Annotated in this window: 11 protein-coding genes; 1 reads left to right on the top strand and 10 read right to left on the bottom strand. The window is 55.4% G+C overall.

The features are described from left to right. Positions 1-51 precede the first annotated feature (51 nt). The 9 genes from J2I46_RS23375 to J2I46_RS23335 all read right to left on the bottom strand — a co-directional run bounded on the left by J2I46_RS23375 (position 52) and on the right by J2I46_RS23335 (position 12,610). Positions 52-1,542: a phytoene desaturase family protein gene (locus J2I46_RS23375; protein WP_229379913.1), complete on the bottom strand. Its 1,491-nt coding sequence runs from the start codon at positions 1,540-1,542 to the stop codon at positions 52-54. Positions 1,543-1,572: 30 nt separating this feature from the next. Next, the gene (locus tag J2I46_RS23370) at positions 1,573-3,204 is read right to left on the bottom strand and encodes a hypothetical protein (RefSeq protein WP_229379912.1); all 1,632 of its coding nucleotides are present in this window, start codon (positions 3,202-3,204) and stop codon (positions 1,573-1,575) included. A gap of 9 nt (positions 3,205-3,213) precedes the next feature. Further along, positions 3,214-4,635, bottom strand: a complete 1,422-nt coding sequence (locus tag J2I46_RS23365) for a DoxX family protein (protein WP_229379911.1) — start codon at positions 4,633-4,635, stop codon at positions 3,214-3,216. Between the two features lie 13 nt (positions 4,636-4,648). Beyond that, positions 4,649-5,530, bottom strand: a complete 882-nt coding sequence (locus tag J2I46_RS23360; RefSeq protein ID WP_207331497.1) for a cyanophycinase — start codon at positions 5,528-5,530, stop codon at positions 4,649-4,651. Between the two features lie 143 nt (positions 5,531-5,673). Beyond that, on the bottom strand, positions 5,674-7,026 hold the full coding sequence (locus tag J2I46_RS23355) for a RagB/SusD family nutrient uptake outer membrane protein (protein WP_207331496.1): 1,353 nt from the start codon (positions 7,024-7,026) through the stop codon (positions 5,674-5,676). 128 nt (positions 7,027-7,154) lie between these two features. Further along, complete coding sequence (locus J2I46_RS23350) at positions 7,155-10,169, bottom strand: SusC/RagA family TonB-linked outer membrane protein (protein WP_207331495.1); 3,015 nt, start codon at positions 10,167-10,169, stop codon at positions 7,155-7,157. A 366-nt stretch (positions 10,170-10,535) separates the two neighbouring features. Then, positions 10,536-11,354 (bottom strand): phytanoyl-CoA dioxygenase family protein, encoded by an 819-nt coding sequence (locus J2I46_RS23345; RefSeq protein WP_207331494.1) that lies wholly within the window; start codon positions 11,352-11,354, stop codon positions 10,536-10,538. Between the two features lie 64 nt (positions 11,355-11,418). Beyond that, complete coding sequence (locus J2I46_RS23340) at positions 11,419-12,351, bottom strand: DUF1684 domain-containing protein (protein ID WP_207331493.1); 933 nt, start codon at positions 12,349-12,351, stop codon at positions 11,419-11,421. Between the two features lie 4 nt (positions 12,352-12,355). Beyond that, positions 12,356-12,610: an ACT domain-containing protein gene (locus J2I46_RS23335; RefSeq protein WP_207331492.1), complete on the bottom strand. Its 255-nt coding sequence runs from the start codon at positions 12,608-12,610 to the stop codon at positions 12,356-12,358. A 467-nt stretch (positions 12,611-13,077) separates the two neighbouring features. Here J2I46_RS23335 and J2I46_RS23330 point away from each other — a divergent pair, with 467 nt between their 5' ends. After that, positions 13,078-14,376 (top strand): glycoside hydrolase family 2 TIM barrel-domain containing protein, encoded by a 1,299-nt coding sequence (locus J2I46_RS23330; RefSeq protein ID WP_207331491.1) that lies wholly within the window; start codon positions 13,078-13,080, stop codon positions 14,374-14,376. A gap of 68 nt (positions 14,377-14,444) precedes the next feature. On the opposite strand, the gene J2I46_RS23325 is transcribed toward J2I46_RS23330, so the two are convergent. Further along, complete coding sequence (locus tag J2I46_RS23325) at positions 14,445-17,030, bottom strand: glycosyltransferase (protein WP_229379910.1); 2,586 nt, start codon at positions 17,028-17,030, stop codon at positions 14,445-14,447. Positions 17,031-17,094 lie beyond the last annotated feature (64 nt).

Genomic DNA, 17,094 nt, shown 5'->3' with positions numbered 1-17,094 from the left:
TCGTTTCAAAAGATTCCCGTCAGGTTTTCACCTGTAGAATATATACGTTAGTTATCCTGTTGACAAGGCAACCGGCACGTCTTTTCCGAAACTGTCGCGCAGGACAACGCGGGCGGCATGGTAACCGCACATGCCATGAACGCCTCCGCCCGGTGGCGTGGCCGATGAGCAAATGAACATACCTGTCTCCGAGGTACGGTAGGGTGTCAGGCTGATGGTTGGGCGGGTGAACAGTTGACCAATATCGATGATGCCGCCGTTGATATCGCCGCCTACGTAGTTGGGGTTCCACGCCTCGACCTGTGCCGTGTTCATAGTGTGTCGGGCCAGAACCAGATCGCGGAATCCGGGTGCGAACCGTTCCAACTGCCCTTCAATCTGATTGGTCATATCCACGGTGGAGCCGTTGGGTACGTGGCAATAGGCCCAGGTCGTGTGTTTGCCTTTTGGGGCGCGGGTAGGGTCGAACCGGCTTTGCTGGGCCAGTAGTACATACGGCCTGTCTGGGTGTTTGCCGTCGTACGTCTGCTGTTCGGCCAACACGATCTCTTCGAGCGTGCCGCCAAGGTGAATGGTTCCGGCGCGCTGGCAATCGGCGTTCGTGAACGGAATGGGCCCATCCAGCGCCCAGTCGATTTTAAAGATGCCGGGGCCGTAGCGGTAATTTTTCAACTGCTCCCGGTACAGGGTTGAAAAGCGATCGCCGACAATACTGAGGATCTGTTTCGGTGTTAGATCGAATAGCACGGCACGCGTTTTGGGGATATCGGCCAGTGTACGAACGGTCCGATCGGTCTGAATCTCGCCCCCCAACGATTTCAGGTAAGAAGCCAGGGCATTGGCGATCTGTTGTGAACCGCCTTTAGGCATGGGCCAGCCGGACCCGGATTCGGCTCGTTGATGGCCAGCCGCCATCAGCACCAGCGCAATGGCTGAGGTAGTCAGGTTGGTCAGCGGCTGAATGGCATGGGCAGCCATGCCCGCCAGCAACGCCCGCGCTTCGGTGGTCTTGAACCGGCTGGCCAGGTACGTTGCCGGTGGTAACGCGTCAAGCCCGAATAGAGCCAGATCGATCGGGTGTTTCGGGAAACGTAATGGCCCCAGCACGTCGACCGCCAGCGTTGGCCAATGCTGAACGATCGGCTCCATCAGCTTCAGGTACGTTGCTTCATCAACGCCGAGTGTTCGGGCCGTATCGGCAACGGAGCCGGTCAGGATTGCTGCTTTTCCGCCATCGAGCGGGTGGGCGGCGGCTATGGGTGGGTAAATCCATTCCAGTCCGTGATCGGCCAGCGGTAAGCTTCGAAACAGGGGAGACCCCGCCGCCAGCGGATGAATAGCTGATCCCATATCGTGCACAAATCCGGGCAGGGTCAACTCGGCCGACCGGGTACCGCCGCCGATAACAGACCGGGCTTCAAGCACCACCACCGACAGCCCGGCCCGCGCCAGCACAATGGCTGCGCTCAGTCCGTTTGGGCCAGAGCCCACAATGACGGCGTCGTATTGTTTTTCAGGTGCATTCATATGGGGTATGTTCATCGTCGGAGTCTGCTGCCGAAAGATAGCTCATTAATAGCGACCCGCTTTCAAGGTGCTTTCCGTTAAGGCGTAGGGCCTGACAATTCGGTCTAGCACCACGTAGATCGAATCTTTTTCCTCGTTGATACCGGTCAGGACCACACGTGACCCGTCGGTGGTCTGGTAGCGGAGAACCATCCGCTTCCGCTCGGTGGGCTTGCTCTCTTCGATTATGCCCCGCTTGCGGCGGGTGGTCTGCACCAGCGGATGAACTTTCGTAAACTCATCGCCAATGTTGGCCCTCGCCTGCGCCGGAATCCACTTAGCCTCTGAGATAGCGTTCGGATTTTTGGCCTTTTCTTTCCCACGACGGGTACCGCTCTCGCCCGGGTTGCCTGCGCCGGGCGCATCCTCACGTGGACCGTTCAGGCGTACTTTATCCTGCAAATACAGCGTCTGGTTTACCGTGTCGGCATCGTAGTAGAAGACCCGTTGGCCACCTGCCACGCCTGTTACTTCAAACGTTCGGTTCAGGTCGCGCATGGGGGCACCGCCGCCGTTGCTCAGATCGAGTCTGGCGGGACGATTCACCTTGAACGTCAGTGTGCTCCAGTTCTCGAAGGTCGCTTCCTGCCAGCGCGTCGAGTCAGTCTGGCTGTAGGGGATAGGCTGGCCGTTCAGTTTGAATTCCGTTACCGCGTAGTTGCCGCGCAGCTCGTGAATACCACGCTGGGCGGGTTGCTTGTAGGGGTCGTAAATGAAATTGACGACTTGCAGGTAGAACAGCACGCCAATGAAGAGGAACAGCGTAGCGGCTTTCAGCCCATAGCGTGTCCACCGTTGCCAGGCCTTGGCGAAGGTGGGGTAATGGTAGACCGGCACCGTGAAGCGTTCGCGTACCAGCAGGTTCCAGGCAAAGGGAACATCGTACCATACCAGAAAGGCCGCCAGCAGCACGAAGTAGGAGCTGTAGACATGCACGCCCCCGTCGTAGGCGAGGTTGACGTACACGATATCGGCCAGAGCACCGAACAGCAGGGCTGCGCCCAGAAAGGTGGTTTTGCGGAAGAACAGAAACACGCCCGCCGCCACTTCGACCACGCCGGTGAACACTTCGTACCAGGGCACAATACCGATCGACAACCAGTACAGTTTCTGGGCCGTGAGGTCGCCAAAATTGGCGTTCATTAGGCCCAGCGACGGGAAGGGGAGCTGCGTCGGCAGCAGTTTCGTGAAGCCAAAACCGATAATGCCGATGCCCGCCCGGTAGCGCACCACCACGCGGAGCCAATAGTAAAGGATGTTGTAATTGACAGGCTCCGATTTGCGATTTTTTACAATGACGGTCCAGATCGCTCCGCCGACGATAGCAGCCAAAAGCGTAATGATCCAGGGCGCATAGCCAAGTAGCGGACTGCCAAACAGGGTGTTGCCGAACAGGCTCAGGCCGGAACCAAACCGGGCGATGTCATACACGTCGCGGTAGTGCAGGTTTGTCCAGTCGAGGGCGACAACGTCACGGTACCAGCCGACGTTGTTCGGTAGGGCCATGGCGACGAAGAAAATAAACGCGATGCGAAATGCGATCTTCTCTGTTTCGGACCAACGGCTTCGCACTGGTCTGGCTGGCGATGGAGTCACGGACGAGTGCCGTTGCTCAGTAGGGGTTTGCGTGCTTATCATAAGGAACTATCAGAGGGTCAATCCTTTACGGCGTCCCGCTTTGGCGGCTTCAGCCAATAAGTATTTCTTGTCTACCCGTTCTAAAACGGCGTATACGGAATCACGGTGGGCGTTCACGCCAGCCAGTACCAACGTACCTGGGTTGGGTCGTTCGTAATGGAATCGGAAGCTGTCATCGGGGCGTTGTGGGTTGCGGAGTGCCAGCGTTTGGGCGGCTGATGCTGAGGAATCGGCCACTGGCTCGTAATGGTAGTAATGCCGCCCGATCTGCCCTGCCCATTCGAAGTTTCGGGCCGAATCTGGTCCGATTACATCCTCCTGGTTTAGCTTGACAAGTGAAGCCGGAGCTGGACGACGGATGCTGATGGTGTTCCACTTCTCAACCACAACATTCTGCCAGCGTAGCGAATCGGCTGGTGAAGGTGGGCGCGTTTGTCCGTTCAGGCGAAACTCCCGGACGGTGTATAAACCGGCGGCTTCTGACAAAAGGGCTTTTTTCGCGGTACCTGGATACTGATGTCCGCCCTGACGCAAGGCTCCGTAGGCCGACAGGCCGTACGTCAGAATCAGCAGCGCGGCTACAACTTTCCCCGCCAGTCGGGCCGATTGTTGCCAGCCTTCGGCAAAGGTCAGGCGGTAGCGATTGGGTGCGGTTGGTTTGCCTAGTACCAGCAGGTTGTAGAGCCGTAGAGCGTCGTAAGCCAGCAAATACAGCGCGAGCGTGATCAGGAACAGGCTATAGACGAACTCGCCCCCGCCATACGCAACATTCGACATGAACACGTTACCCGTAAAAAAAACGGTGATAAATGCCCCGATGGTGGCCGAGCGACGGGTGAGCAGCAACAGTCCGGCGACTGTTTCGACTAGTCCGAGAAACGCCTGATAGGAGGGCACGACGCCCAGCGTGAGGGCGAAGATTTTCCACTCGGTCAGCTCGCCGTAGGGTGTGTTGAGGTGGCTCAGCGACGGTTCGGGTGCCTGAATCGGGAACAGTTTGATGAGGCCGAACGCCAGTAGACCAGCCGCCAGTCGGTAGCGGATCAGGATGCGTAACCAGGCGTTCAACTGGTTGTAGTCGAGCGCGGGTTTGCCCGATTCCCGCCGGTTTTTCTCCCAGACAGACCAGCCGAACGTACCCAGTCCGGCCAGTACAGCTGCTATGATCCAGTTTACAAATGAACTGCTGTCGCCGACGAAGTTGGGCGTGTACTTAGCCAGTTTAAACAACGGCTGATAGAGGCCGTATTGCCAGTCGGCCGTGAACAGACCGCGCCAGAATGACGGGGACAGCGGCAGAATCTGAATCAGGAAATACAGCGCAACGAAGCGGAAAAGCCCTTTTTCGACCGGTTTCCATGCTGAATTAGGCAAAGCAGTGGCTGAACGGCCTTCCCAGGAAGGGTGCGGCTCGTGATAGGAGATAGGCATGATGTGTTGGGTTTTACTTCGCCGGTTCGTTCGGACGGGGTGCCGGTTGGCTGATCACTTTGCGCGCCTGCAAATCGAACTTTTGCCCTTTCGTGAGAAAGTAAAACGGGCCGCCGCTACTATTCTGGCCCGACGGATACTTTGCGTTGCTGTTAATCTGGTTGATGTCGTAGATACCCACGAGCGAATTGCCAATCACCTCGAACGCATTCTGCTGCACGACCACTGCCGTACTTTCATCGATGCCGATGCCCAGCAACTGGGGACGCGCTTTGATGACCTCGATCAGGTCGAACTGCCGGTTCCGGCGCAGCACGTGCTGGTCGACGGTCAGGTTCTTTACGAAGGCCAGCCCTTCGGTGTGATCGCCTACCATGATGCTGTTGCCTTTGGTGTCGCCCCGCACCATGAAAGAGCCAAGGATGGTAGCCCCCGCCGAGGTACCGCCAATGACACCGCCCCGGCCAAGCAGTGCGTTAAATTCCTTGTGCGCCAGGGTGTTCAGGTACGAGTCTGCCAGCCGCCAGTGCCGACCGCCTTCAAACCAGACGGCTGTTGCCTGCCGAATCGGTGCCACGAATGATTCCTGATTGGCCTGTTTCGGGTCGCGGGTATGGAGCAGGGTCACGTTGGCGACGCCCAGTTCCTGAAGCCGTTTCTGGGTACGTTGCCCACTGGCGTTCAGCGTCGAATCATCGCCCGCCGTGGGAATGACAATGATCCGGGCATTGGCTTTTCCACCCGCCAGATCGATAAAACGGTTCCAGATATCGGGCGATATAGCGCCACCCCCGACGATTACCACGGCCCCCTTCTCTGGGCCAGTCGTTTGTGCGGATAGTTGATTCGTAATGAAGGCCAGCAGGAGGGCCAACAGGATAAATGGATTTTTCATCTAAAGAATGTTTTTGCTGTATGACTTGGGCCGGGGTGCGTTATGCTAGTTCAGAACAGTATGCGGTAATTCATTGAAAATGATGAGAGCGCACTAAGTTGGGTAGTTAATCCGAGATCCGAGATCCCCAATCCGAAATAGTGTTAATATCCCTTGTTCTGCGTCAGGGCTTTATCGGCCAGAATTTCACTGGTTGGTATAGGAAAGACGTACTTATTGGCATCGGTGATGCCCAGAACGGTAGCTACGCGGCCAGTGCGGATGAGGTCGAACCAACGGTCGGTTTCGAAGGCGAATTCGAGGCGGCGTTCGTTCTCGATGGCTAGTAGAATGGCGTCGGTGCTCGGGGTTGTGGTGCTGGTCAGAGCCGTTAGATCGGCGCGGCTGCGAACGGTGTTGAGGTCGGCCAGCGCATCGGCGGGTTTGGCCAGCTTAGCGCGGGCTTCGGCGCGAATCAGGTATACCTCGGCGATGCGGATCAAATAAGCGGGGTCGGTACCTGTGGGCGTGCGGTAGTACAATTTACCGTACCAGAGATTGCCCGGAGCGGCCGTTTGGCCTATGACTGCGGAGCGATTGCCGCCTATTGCCGGGTTGTTCAGGAGCGTCACCAGTTGCGCGTTCGGAGCCCATTCCCGCCGTCCACTCAGCGCCGGAGGAAGCCACCAGTTGTAGTGCCCGTTTTTAAACGAATTGGAATAGGCTAGTTCGAATACTGATTCCGTTGTATTCACGGCATTGTTGGCGAAGAACGCGCTATAAGGCTTTACCAGCTTGTAGTTCGTCGCATCGTCGATCAGCTTCGTGGCGTAGGCGTCAGCCTGCTCCCATTCCTGACGGTAGAGATGATACCGTGCTCGTAGTGCCCAGACCGTTTTGCGCGTCACGCGGTTACGGTTGGTCGTGGCGGTCAATAGCGGTTCGGCGGCGGTCAGGTCGGCAAGCACCTGTGCGTAGGTATCGGCCAGGCTGCTACGCGCAATGCCGGTGTTGTCAGCAGCTGTCCGGGTTGGTTTCAGCACCAGTTGCACGCCACCCCAGCCCCGCGCCAGATCGAAATAGGCCAGCGCCCGAATAGCCAGCGCCTCGCCCTGGATCTGGCCTTTGCGTGCATCGGTCAGCAGCGGATCGGTCAGCTTCGGTACGGCTTCGAGCAGGTAATTCGCCGCGAGAATCGTCTGATAAATGCCCTGCCATGCCTGCGACACGTACCCATTGTCGGCGGTCAACTTGCGGGCCGTAATCTCCTGCGGAGCCCCCTGCGATCCTGTCCATTGAATATCGCCGCCCGACAGGTACGACAGCGCCGGGAAGTTTGAGCCGTAATAGTTGTCGTTGCCCAGGCGGTTATACAGCCCATTCAGCGCTACCTCGGCCGTATTCGCAGACGTAATAGCTCGCTGTTCGTCGACCTGCAACACGGGTTGAACGTCCAGAAAATTGCTGCATCCTGAGAGTAGTAGCAGCAGTGGTAGGAAGAGTTTTGTCTTGTTCATAGTGGAGGACCCTCACCCCCAGCCCCTCTCCCACGTTGGGAGAGGGGAGCCTCTCTACAGTAGCTTCGCCAAGCAGCAGAGCATTTCCCCCCTCTCCCAACGTGGGAGAGGGGCCGGGGGTGAGGGGTTTACAATGTCAGATTAAGGCCAAACTGGGCGGTTCGTGGAATGGGAGGCGTACCCAGGTCCTGGCCTTGCGTGCTTTGGTTGGCGGTTACGTTTACCTCCGGGTCTGGCCCCTGATACTTGCTAAGCAGCAATAGGTTCGAGCCGTTGTAATACACCCGCGCCGATGAGATGCCCACCTTACGCAGCCATGTTTTGGGGAGCGTATAGCCTAATACCACGCTGCTGAGGCGGATAAATGAACCGTCTTCGATGAAGCGGCTGTTCGGGTTCAGGTTGTAGTTGTTACCCAGCGTGGTGATTCTGGGTACGTCGGTGATGTCGCCGGGCTTCTGCCAGCGGTTCAACTGGTTCTTGTTAATGGCTCGCCGGTCATCCCGCGTACCACCCGACTCATGGAAGAACCGGTTGTTGTTATTGACCAGGTTGCCCGATGTGAAGCTAACCAGCACCGACAGGTCGAAGCCGCCATACGTAACGGTGTTGTTCAGGCCACCGACGAATTTGGGCAGGGCCGTACCCACATACTGCCGGTCGGCCGCCGTGATCACGCCATCTTTGTTGTAATCGTCGTAGATCGCGTCGCCGGTTTCGGGATTCACGCCCAACTGTTTGTAGACGAAGAACGCATGGTAAGGGTATCCCTGCACCAGCCGCTCCACGTTATAGCTGGCATCGACCGGAATCGATAGTTTTTCGATGCGGTTTTTGTTGGTCGAGATGTTGAAGTTAGTGCTCCAGGTTAGGCCTTCGCGCTGGATGTTGACCGTGTTCAGGCCAAATTCGAGGCCCCGGTTGCTCACCTCGCCGTCGTTGCGGAAGATGCTCGAAAAGCCGGTGCTCTGGGCCAGTGGTACCTGAATCAGCAGGTCGTAGGTGTACTTTTCGTAGGCGTTCACTTCCAGGGCAATGCGGTTGTTAAACAGCCCGATATTCAGCCCGGCGTTGATCTGGCGGGTGGTTTCCCACTTCAGGTCGGGGTTGGCCAGTTGCGTTGGGAACGTACCTGGGTTATCCTGGTAGTTGTAACCGCCGCCCCACAAGCCGCGCGACGCGAAATCGTTGATGCCGTTCTGGTTGCCCGTCCAGCCAACACTGGCGCGTAGTTTCAGGTCACTGATCGCCCGAACGTCCTGCAAGAAATTCTCCTGCTTAATCTGCCACGCTACCCCTGCCGATGGGAAATAGCCCCAGCGATGGTTGGCACCAAACCGGCTTGAGGCATCGGCGCGGAGACTGGCTTCGATGAAATACTTCCGCGCAAAATTGTAGTCGACCCGCCCAAAAAACGACGTGAGCCGGTTCAGGCTCCGGTTCGATGATGACGTAGTGACCGAGGCCGACGCAATCTGCTTGAAATCGTCGGATGGGAAGTTTGTGCCCTGGGCCAGCGTTTGTTTGGACGTGTTACCCTGAATGGTGTTACCAATGAGCAGACCAAACGAATGCTGCTCGCCCAGCGTCTTGCGGTAGTTGAGCGTCTGTTCGTTGATCCAGATCATGTTCTGGCTAAGGCTCGACGTAGCCAGTCCCTTGCTGGCCGCGCCCCGGTTGGTGAGCGTGTTCCAGTACTCGTTTTCGTCGTACAGGTTGTAATCCAGACTCCAACTGCTGCGGAGTTTCAGGCCGGGCAGTACGTCCCACTCTCCGTAGATATTGCCAATGTAACGCGTACTCACCGATTGCATATCGGTATTATTGATCAGCACGTCGAGGTTATCGAAACCAGCCCATTTGGCGTAGGTCCCATCAGCATTAAATTTTGGTAGGTATGTTGGTGTGTGTAAGGCCGCCTGCAAAATGCCGCCCTGTGGTCCGTCGCCCACCCGTGCATTCGTCCGGTTCGCTTGCGAAAAAATGTTGCTTGTGCCAATCCGGATCTTATCAGTCAGCTCATGATCCAGGTTAAGTTTGAAGCTGGCCCGGGCAAAGTCGTTGGTGCGTAGAGTAGCTTGTTGACTGGTGTAGCCGCCGCCCAGATAAAAGCGCGTCTGCTGGTTACCACCCGAAACGCTCAGATCGTAATTCTGCAATTTGCCCGCCCGGAAAATATCGCCCAACCGGTCGTAGGTAGGCTGTTCTGAAGGTAAACCGCGTCCACCTTCAGAAACGGGCCGGAATGGACGCGTGGCGAAGGGTTTGCCGTCGTTCACCCACGCTTCGTTGATAATCGTGGCGTGTTCGGGGCCGGTCACCAAATCCCAGAGTTTAGGGGCCCATGCCTGTCCGCCCGATGTGTTCAGGGTCACTTTTGTTTTGGCGTTGTACGTGCCCCGTTTCGTCGTGATCACTACCACGCCGTTGGCTGCCCGTGCGCCATAGATAGCCGTCGCTTCGGCGTCTTTCAGAATAGAAATTGACTCAATATCAGCGGGGTTAATATCGGCCAGCGGGTTGTTGGCCTGTCCCTGCGTGGTGATTTTCTGAAGGCTGTTGTTGTTGATGAACACGCCATCGACTACATACAGCGGGTCATTGCTGGCGTTGATCGACGTGTTGCCCCGAATACGGAAATAGAGCCCGTCGCCCGGCACGCCCGTGTTGGCCGATACCTGCACGCCGGCCACACGCCCCTGCAACTGCTGCTCGAAACTGGCTACAGGCCGGGTCTTTATCTCATCGGCATTGATCTGCGACACGGCACCGATCAGGTTTTTGCGGTCCTGCGTGCCGTAGCCAACCACAACCAACTCGCTGAGTTGCGAGGCTGATTCCTTAAGAACAACATCAAGCTGGGTTGAACTGCCCACATTGCCCACCGTTGCTTCGGTGTTCTCGTAGCCGATAGCCGAAATGACCAGCACCTGCCCTGGTCCGGCGTTGATCGAGTAACGGCCGTCGCCGTCGGTGCTGGTGCCCTTGTTCTGTCCCTTTAAAACGACGTTTGCACCGGGGATAGGTTCCGTGCCGGATCGGACCGTTCCGGAAATCGTAGCTGTTTGCGCCTGTGCCTTGCCAGGCAGTAATGCGCTGGTGAGTAGCAGAAAAACGGCTACTAATCGAATAAAAATTCGCATTATTGTAGTGGTTACGTGAAAAATAAGGTCTGCCAGGACCTTGTTACGAACTGACCGGGACGGTTGCCGCCGTTCCGGTCTTTTTATTTATGGTCAACTCAGTTGCCGCCAGGCTGACCACATTATGCGTATTGTGCGTTAGAAAAAAGAGTGTGTTTTCCGTTGATTGTTTGCTTCAGTGTATGGCTTTCGCTAGGCCCTTCGACAGGCTCGGCGCCCCCGGCTCAGGGTGACAATCCTACCCAAGTTCGTCATGAACATGCTTGAGTGAGTTGTCACCCTGAGCCGGGGGCGCCGAGCCTGTCGAAGGGCCTAGCGAAGCATTACATCTGCGTCAGCCATGTGCTTTAGCGCGAAGCCACCTACTTAATCCTGAATGCGTTTGGCAAAACGGTGGTAGAACGGCGTTTTGCTGCTGGCGTCTTTAGGTTTGAAATCGCCGGTAATGATCGGAATGTACATCACCCGCCGCCGACTGGTCGCACCGAAATTTGGCGATTGCTCAACGCGGTGCCAGAGGTTACCGTTGTGAATGGTCAGATCCCCTGCTTCAATATCAAAACCTACCTCACGGCGGTCGGGTCGATGGTCGATGAACTGCTTTTTCCGGAAGAGCGTCATCAGCGTATGTTGCCGGTGTGTGCCGGGCAGAACGCGCAGACCACCATTGCTTTGCGGGCAATCGTCGAGGTGCAGACCCACATTCAGCATAGGCAGAATGCGTTGACCCAGGAACAGGTCGCGTGGGCTGTCGGTATGCCAGCCCATTCGCGAAAAATTCGATTCTGGCGTTCTGACGTAATGATTCACGACCAACCCATCTTTCTCTTCGGGGCTGATACGCCCTTCGTAGGGAGCAAGCAACTTCGTCAGGTCCTGCAGGCGTTCGTCTTTCAGGAACTGCCGCAACACAGGGCTGAACATCGACGTGAACGCAAACCGCTGCACGATTCGCTGGCCATTTTCATCGTGACCGAACTTAAGCGGCGTTCCATTTACTTTCTCTACACCTTCAGCCAGCCATTGCGACTCAATCCACTGTATTTCAGACAGGAAAAGGTCAACGGTCGCCCGATCAACGAAATGTTTAATATGGATAAAGCCATTTTTATTGAAAAAGGCAAGCTGATCCGCGGTCAATACGCGGGTGAGTAGGGGGGCGGTGTCGTTCGTTAGTGTCAGCATGGACAAGCAGTTCGTTTACTGGTGTTACGGATTGTTTTTATGTTGAGATGTAAGCCAACGTGGCTCAATGATCGCCGTAGCGTTTTTCGCCTGCTCGAATGGCCAGCGCCAGCCGATTCTGTTTGGGTGGAAGCGGACAGGTAGCGTAAGGGGTGAACGCGCAGGGCGGGTTAATGCTCTGGTTGAAATCAATAGTAGTCTGACCATCGGCGCCGGGTTTGTCTACGTACAGAAACCGGCCTGACCCATAGGTGTCGTGCGTGTTGGTGGCATCGCCAAACAGGATAAACAGTTTGTCGCCTTCGCCAATAGCATCGAGCCGTTGTGTTTTTCCGTCGAGGGTGAAGACCAACGTGCCTGCGAGCGGTTGCTGAGCCGTTTGTCCGGTCACGTCCAGAATCGGGATGGTACGGGCTTCCGTTGATTGCTCAAGCCGTGCACTTACCCGGAATGATTCATTCACGGGAAAGCGGTCGATTCCCTTAAAATCAGTCAGAAGGGGACTTGCCAGGTCACGCAGCCGAAGGGCATACCGGTTACCACGTTTGATGACGAACCAACGCAGCGAGCCGTGCGATAGCGTGACGGGTTTAGTGAGATCGGGTGAAAAAACGGTTCTCGTGGCCAAAACCGGCTGACCGTCGGCTTGTACCACCGCGCCCGGTGCCGCCTCAAACTGTACGGCTCCGTTGGCCAGTCGGAACGTACCCAACTGCTCGGGGGCTTTTCCGCTGGGGAATGTCAGTTCGTTGCCGGGGTCTGTGCCTGCCCGGTTTGTGCCTTCTTTCAGCCAGAGCAAACCGGCCAGATTCAGCCAGCCGTTTTCGCCCTTTAGCGATTCGACCCGTTGCCGGTGCCAGCTGTCGAGTTGCTCGCGATACGATGGGTTATCGGCCCGGAAGCCAGCCAGCGCCAGTAAGGCCAGGCCCCAGATCCAGAAGAAGGTCTGCGCGTAGGGGTTAACCGGACCCGTTTGTTGTTCCTGAAGTTCGTCCATGGTATTAGTTGCTTTGTTTTACACTCACCAGGCCCCGAATGGCCCGTAATTGGTAGTCGATCACTGAAAGTTGACGTTCATCGGCTACCTGCACCGTCAGGTGGCCATCAACCCGGATGCCATCGCCCTCGAACGTCATTCCCGTAATCCGGCAATACTCATCCTGCGGAATGGCGTTGGTTACGTCGCTCACGAAATTGTGCCGATCGAACCCGATAATCTGATAAACAGATTGGTGATAGTGCAGTGTGTGAATCATAATCATTATAATCTATAGAATTAATAGATTAATATGGGAAATAAAGAAGTCAGTTGGTTGACTGACCTGGTTACGCGTAGCCTTTGCTCTTGGTAGGATAGGTTGGCTGCAAAGTTGATATGTAAAAAATAGATCTGCAAGGAAAATGTAAAAAAATGATAGTCAGTTAGTTATGTAATAGTCTATCGGGTTTAGGGAGTATTCTGGTTGTATACTGGACTAAATGGGGTAAATCAATGATTGTCAATTATAAACGCGAAGGCGCTTAAGACCGATAGCGCTGATCTCTGGTTCTGTTGTATATGCAAAGCGGCGATATAGTGCAGACTCCTTTCGCCGAACCGGCCAGAATGGCCTTGGGAACGGTTCGCCTGTAAGTTACTATAATCGCTATTTTTTGTAGTTTGGGTGACTTACTTATCCATAAGTGGTCAAGATACTAGACTTGTTTAGCCTTTCCACTATCAATGCGCGCTCTGCTTTTATACCTGATTGGTGTTGTCCTGTTTTGTAGTTGTCAGGAATCACAGACTCAGCAAGCCCAGGGAACAGCAACCACGAAAGCCACGGCCGTACGGGCTACCAGTACGGGCTACGAATTACTGCGTTACGGAAAACCATATTTTATTGAAGGTGCGGGCGGGGTACGTTATTTCGATCGGCTTAAAGAATGCGGCGGAAACTCCATCCGCGTGTGGGACGATAACGACGCCGATCGGATCCTGAACGAAGCACAAAAGCTTGGCCTGACCGTCATGTTGGGCCTATGGGTTGAGCGGGAAACCGAAGGTTTCGACTATAACAACTACGAAGCCGTTGCCCAGCAGTATGAGCGAATTCGAAAGATCGTAACCAAATACCGCAATCATCCGGCGTTGCTGATGTGGTGCGCGGGCAATGAACTTGGCCTGCACGCTACCAACCTGAAAGCCTACGACGAACTGAACCGCATTATCAAGCTGGTTCATTCACTCGATCAAAACCACCCGGTCACTACCGCCCTCTCATTGGATAGCGGTCGCGAGGTTTGGCTGTTGCGTGAGCGTTGCCCCGATCTGGATATCCTGTCGGTCAACGTTTATGTTGATATCGACAAACTGCCCAAAATGATGCAGGAAGGCGGCTGGACAGGCCCGTATATCTTTTCTGAATATGGCAGCAAAGGGTTTTGGGGCGAATCGGGCATGTCGCCCTGGGTTACGCCCATTGAGCCAACCAGCCAGCAGAAATACGAATTTGTGAAGCAGGCCTACAGGCAGCATATTGGGTCACGCCCGCCTAAATGCCTGGGTTCGTACCTGTTCTACTGGGGTAATAAGCAGGAAGAAACGAGTACCTGGTTTAGCACTTTCGACGAACAGGGACGCGAAACATCGATGGTTGGACTGATGCAGGAACTCTGGAGCGGAAAAACGACCGGTAATCAGGCCCCGATCATCAAAACGCTCCGGGTAAAAGGTAAGGTTGCTGATTATCAGGAATTTAAGGCCACGGATGTGCCTCTATCTGCAACAATCATGACGAGCGACCCTGAAGGCGACTCGTTGACGTACCATTGGGAAATAAAGCCACAGGCGCAGGTGAAAGCCGACTTTATGGGTACGGCGATGCCCGCCCTGAGCGGACTCATTCGCACGAACACGAATCAGCCAACGATCTCGTTCATACTTCCCCGAAAACCTGGTCCATACCGGCTATTCGCCTTCGCCTACGATAATCATCGCCACGTAGCCACGGCCAATCTGACATTCCGGGTGGTGGAGTGATGGGTTGGTGGGCCAGTTGATTGGTTGACTGGTCGGCCAACTAACCAACCAGTCAACCAACTAACCAGTCAAAAGGCGGCGAAGGCTTTCGGGTTGTCGAACAGAATGCCACGGATGTGGGGGTAGCGTTCTTTGATGGTTGTGATGGCTTCGTTAGTCCACTGTTGCAAGGCATTTTCATCCTGGCCAACTGTGCCGAACCGGACCAGGACAACAGGCTTCTGGCGAAGACTGTATTCTTTGTGCATGCGCAGGGTGTTGTGAGGTTCCTGAAACAGCGTAGTGAACGAGTGGTGCTTACCATCTTTGGCGGTTAGTGGATCGTCTACAACCGAGATGCCAATCCAGTCGACGTAATCACCACCCGGAAACTGGGACACGATCGTCGATGGATTGGCCGGACACCATATCCAGACAAGGTTATTGACCTGGTGATCTCGATAAAAACGAACGATGTAGCGCCACGCCTCCTGATACCGGAAATGGGTCAGTTCGCTATGCACGCCTGCCTTTGTAGCCGCCGCATCGAACGCTGGCATCAGGCTCATCAGCACAGGCTGCTTATAGGAGCGTAACGCACCCGAGAGGTGCAACAAAGTTCGGTCATACAGCCCTTCGGAGACTTGCCCCAGGAAGGTCTGGACTGACTTTTCGGTTGCGTGCGGCCCGAAATCCGGTACCAGATAGAGGAGTGGCAACTCAGGTGAGCCAGCGTTGAGCGTTGGTGTTGCCATCGGTTCTGACGGCAGCAGGCTCCAGGTAAGGTGCTGCGGAACAATAGGTTGCACATTCAATAGGCGCAGGCCTGCCATTTTGCCGGGTACGTTGAATCCGTAGTAAAATGGCTGCGTATTGGCATATTTGATCTGGTGCGGCAGTTCTGCCGATTTTCGCTTAACGGTATACGCCATCAGCCAGCCAGCCAGCAGCAACATACCGGCAAATAACGGTAGCGCCGATTGCCGTAGCCAGCCATAGAGGCCATAGCGCGCCTGCCAGGCCCGAATCCGCAGGGTCCAGACGGCCGGGCGGTTAACGCTAAGCTGGTCGAGCCAGCGAATGGCTTTCGTTACGAAAACCTCCTGTCCGACCAGTACGTTGCTCATGAGCACCAGCGCGTTGATGAAGGCAAAACCAATCATCAGAATAACGAAGGTATTGCCCAGCGCAAACCGCCAGTAATGAAACGTGCAGTAGCTGATGGCGAAAATCGTAGCCAGCAGCATGATCAGGTTGGGAATAATCAGTGCGATGTTGTTGCGCGGTTTATCGTCTTTAGGCGTAGGAATGTATGGCACCTTCACCCGCAGAATGGTGTAGATCAGGCCCAGCACGTATACCCACCAGGTGCCGCTGGCCAGCATACCGCCAACGAGATGAAAACCGGCTTCGTGTTTTTCAATAAGCCATCGCTGCGTGTATTGCCTCACTAGAAATCCGGTTAGCAGGAGCGGCGTGTAGGCGGTGGCAAATAGCAGCAGATCGAGCCGAAGCGGGAGTTCCATCAACAGCAGCGAACCAATGGGGATGATCAGGTCGAACAGGTAGATCAGGCCCAACAGGTAGTATAGGGGCAGGGTAGCGTAGTGAATTTTCTGACGGAGCGAGAGGCCGGTAAAGACTCGTGGGTACGTTGTGGCCAGCAACTCAAACGTGCCGCGTGCCCACTTGAGCTGTTGTTTGTAATAGGCCGAAAGCGTTGCCGGAACCAGCCCGTAGGAGAGCGGCAGTGGCACATAGATCGACTTCCATCCTTTGGCATGAAGCTTCATGGCCGTATGCATGTCTTCGGAAAGGCCGTTGGCGTGCCCGCCAATGGTATCCAGCGCCGCCCGCCGGAAGGTACAGTTGGCACCAATTGCCTGAGCCGTGCCATGCTGCCCCATACAGGTCATCATAGGCCCGTAGAAGCTATAGGTTTGCTCGGTAGCGCCAAACGAGACGATGCTCTCTTTCCGGTTATAATAGCCCTGAACGCACTGCACAAAGCCGATGGTAGTGTCGTCGAAATAGGGGAGAACGTGATCGAGGAAATCGGGGACAGGTACGTGGTCGGGGTCGATAATCAGGCATATATCGCCGGTGGCCTGCTGCAGGGCGTGGTTAATGTTTCCTGCTTTGGCGTCGGTTTTGTCGATTCGGGTTACGTGCCTGATACCGTTGGTTTCGCAAAACAACCGGAGATACGGGTCATTGGCCTCGTCGCACAGGTACGTTGTGTGGGGGTATGTTATGCGCTGAATAGCCTGCAAGGTATTGATAACCATGTCGTGCGGTTCGCCGGGGCAATAGGTCGTCAGCACATCGACGGTCCAGGTACGTTGGCCAGGCTGAACTGGCGGGGTGGGGGGAACAACGTTCCAGTAGTGATACCACTCATGGAGAAGCCGCAGCAGTTTGAAGACCACCGAGATCGTCAGCAGCACGTATAGCCACGAATAGCCCTGATTTCCTGGCTGAAAATAGACCCAGACAAAAGCCGCCATGAACAGCAACCCGATACTGATCAGAATCCGCACGGGAAGCGTATCGCCGGGTTTGTACGTGAAATTGTAGTGTTCGTTAGGCGTTGAATTAAAAAATGATGGCCATTTCATGTATGGGTGGTCAATGGTACCTGTTTCATTTAGACGGACTTTTGAGGAATTCGTCATATAAATGAAGAGTAATGAATGATCAATTATCAACGCTGCTCGGATACGTTCCTCTGCGGGGCCA

This window comes from Fibrella forsythiae (assembly GCF_017353175.1).
Lineage (GTDB): Bacteria > Bacteroidota > Bacteroidia > Cytophagales > Spirosomataceae > Fibrella > Fibrella forsythiae.
The sequence above is the reverse complement of the archived record's forward strand: the minus strand, read 5'-3'. Positions and strand labels throughout refer to the sequence as shown.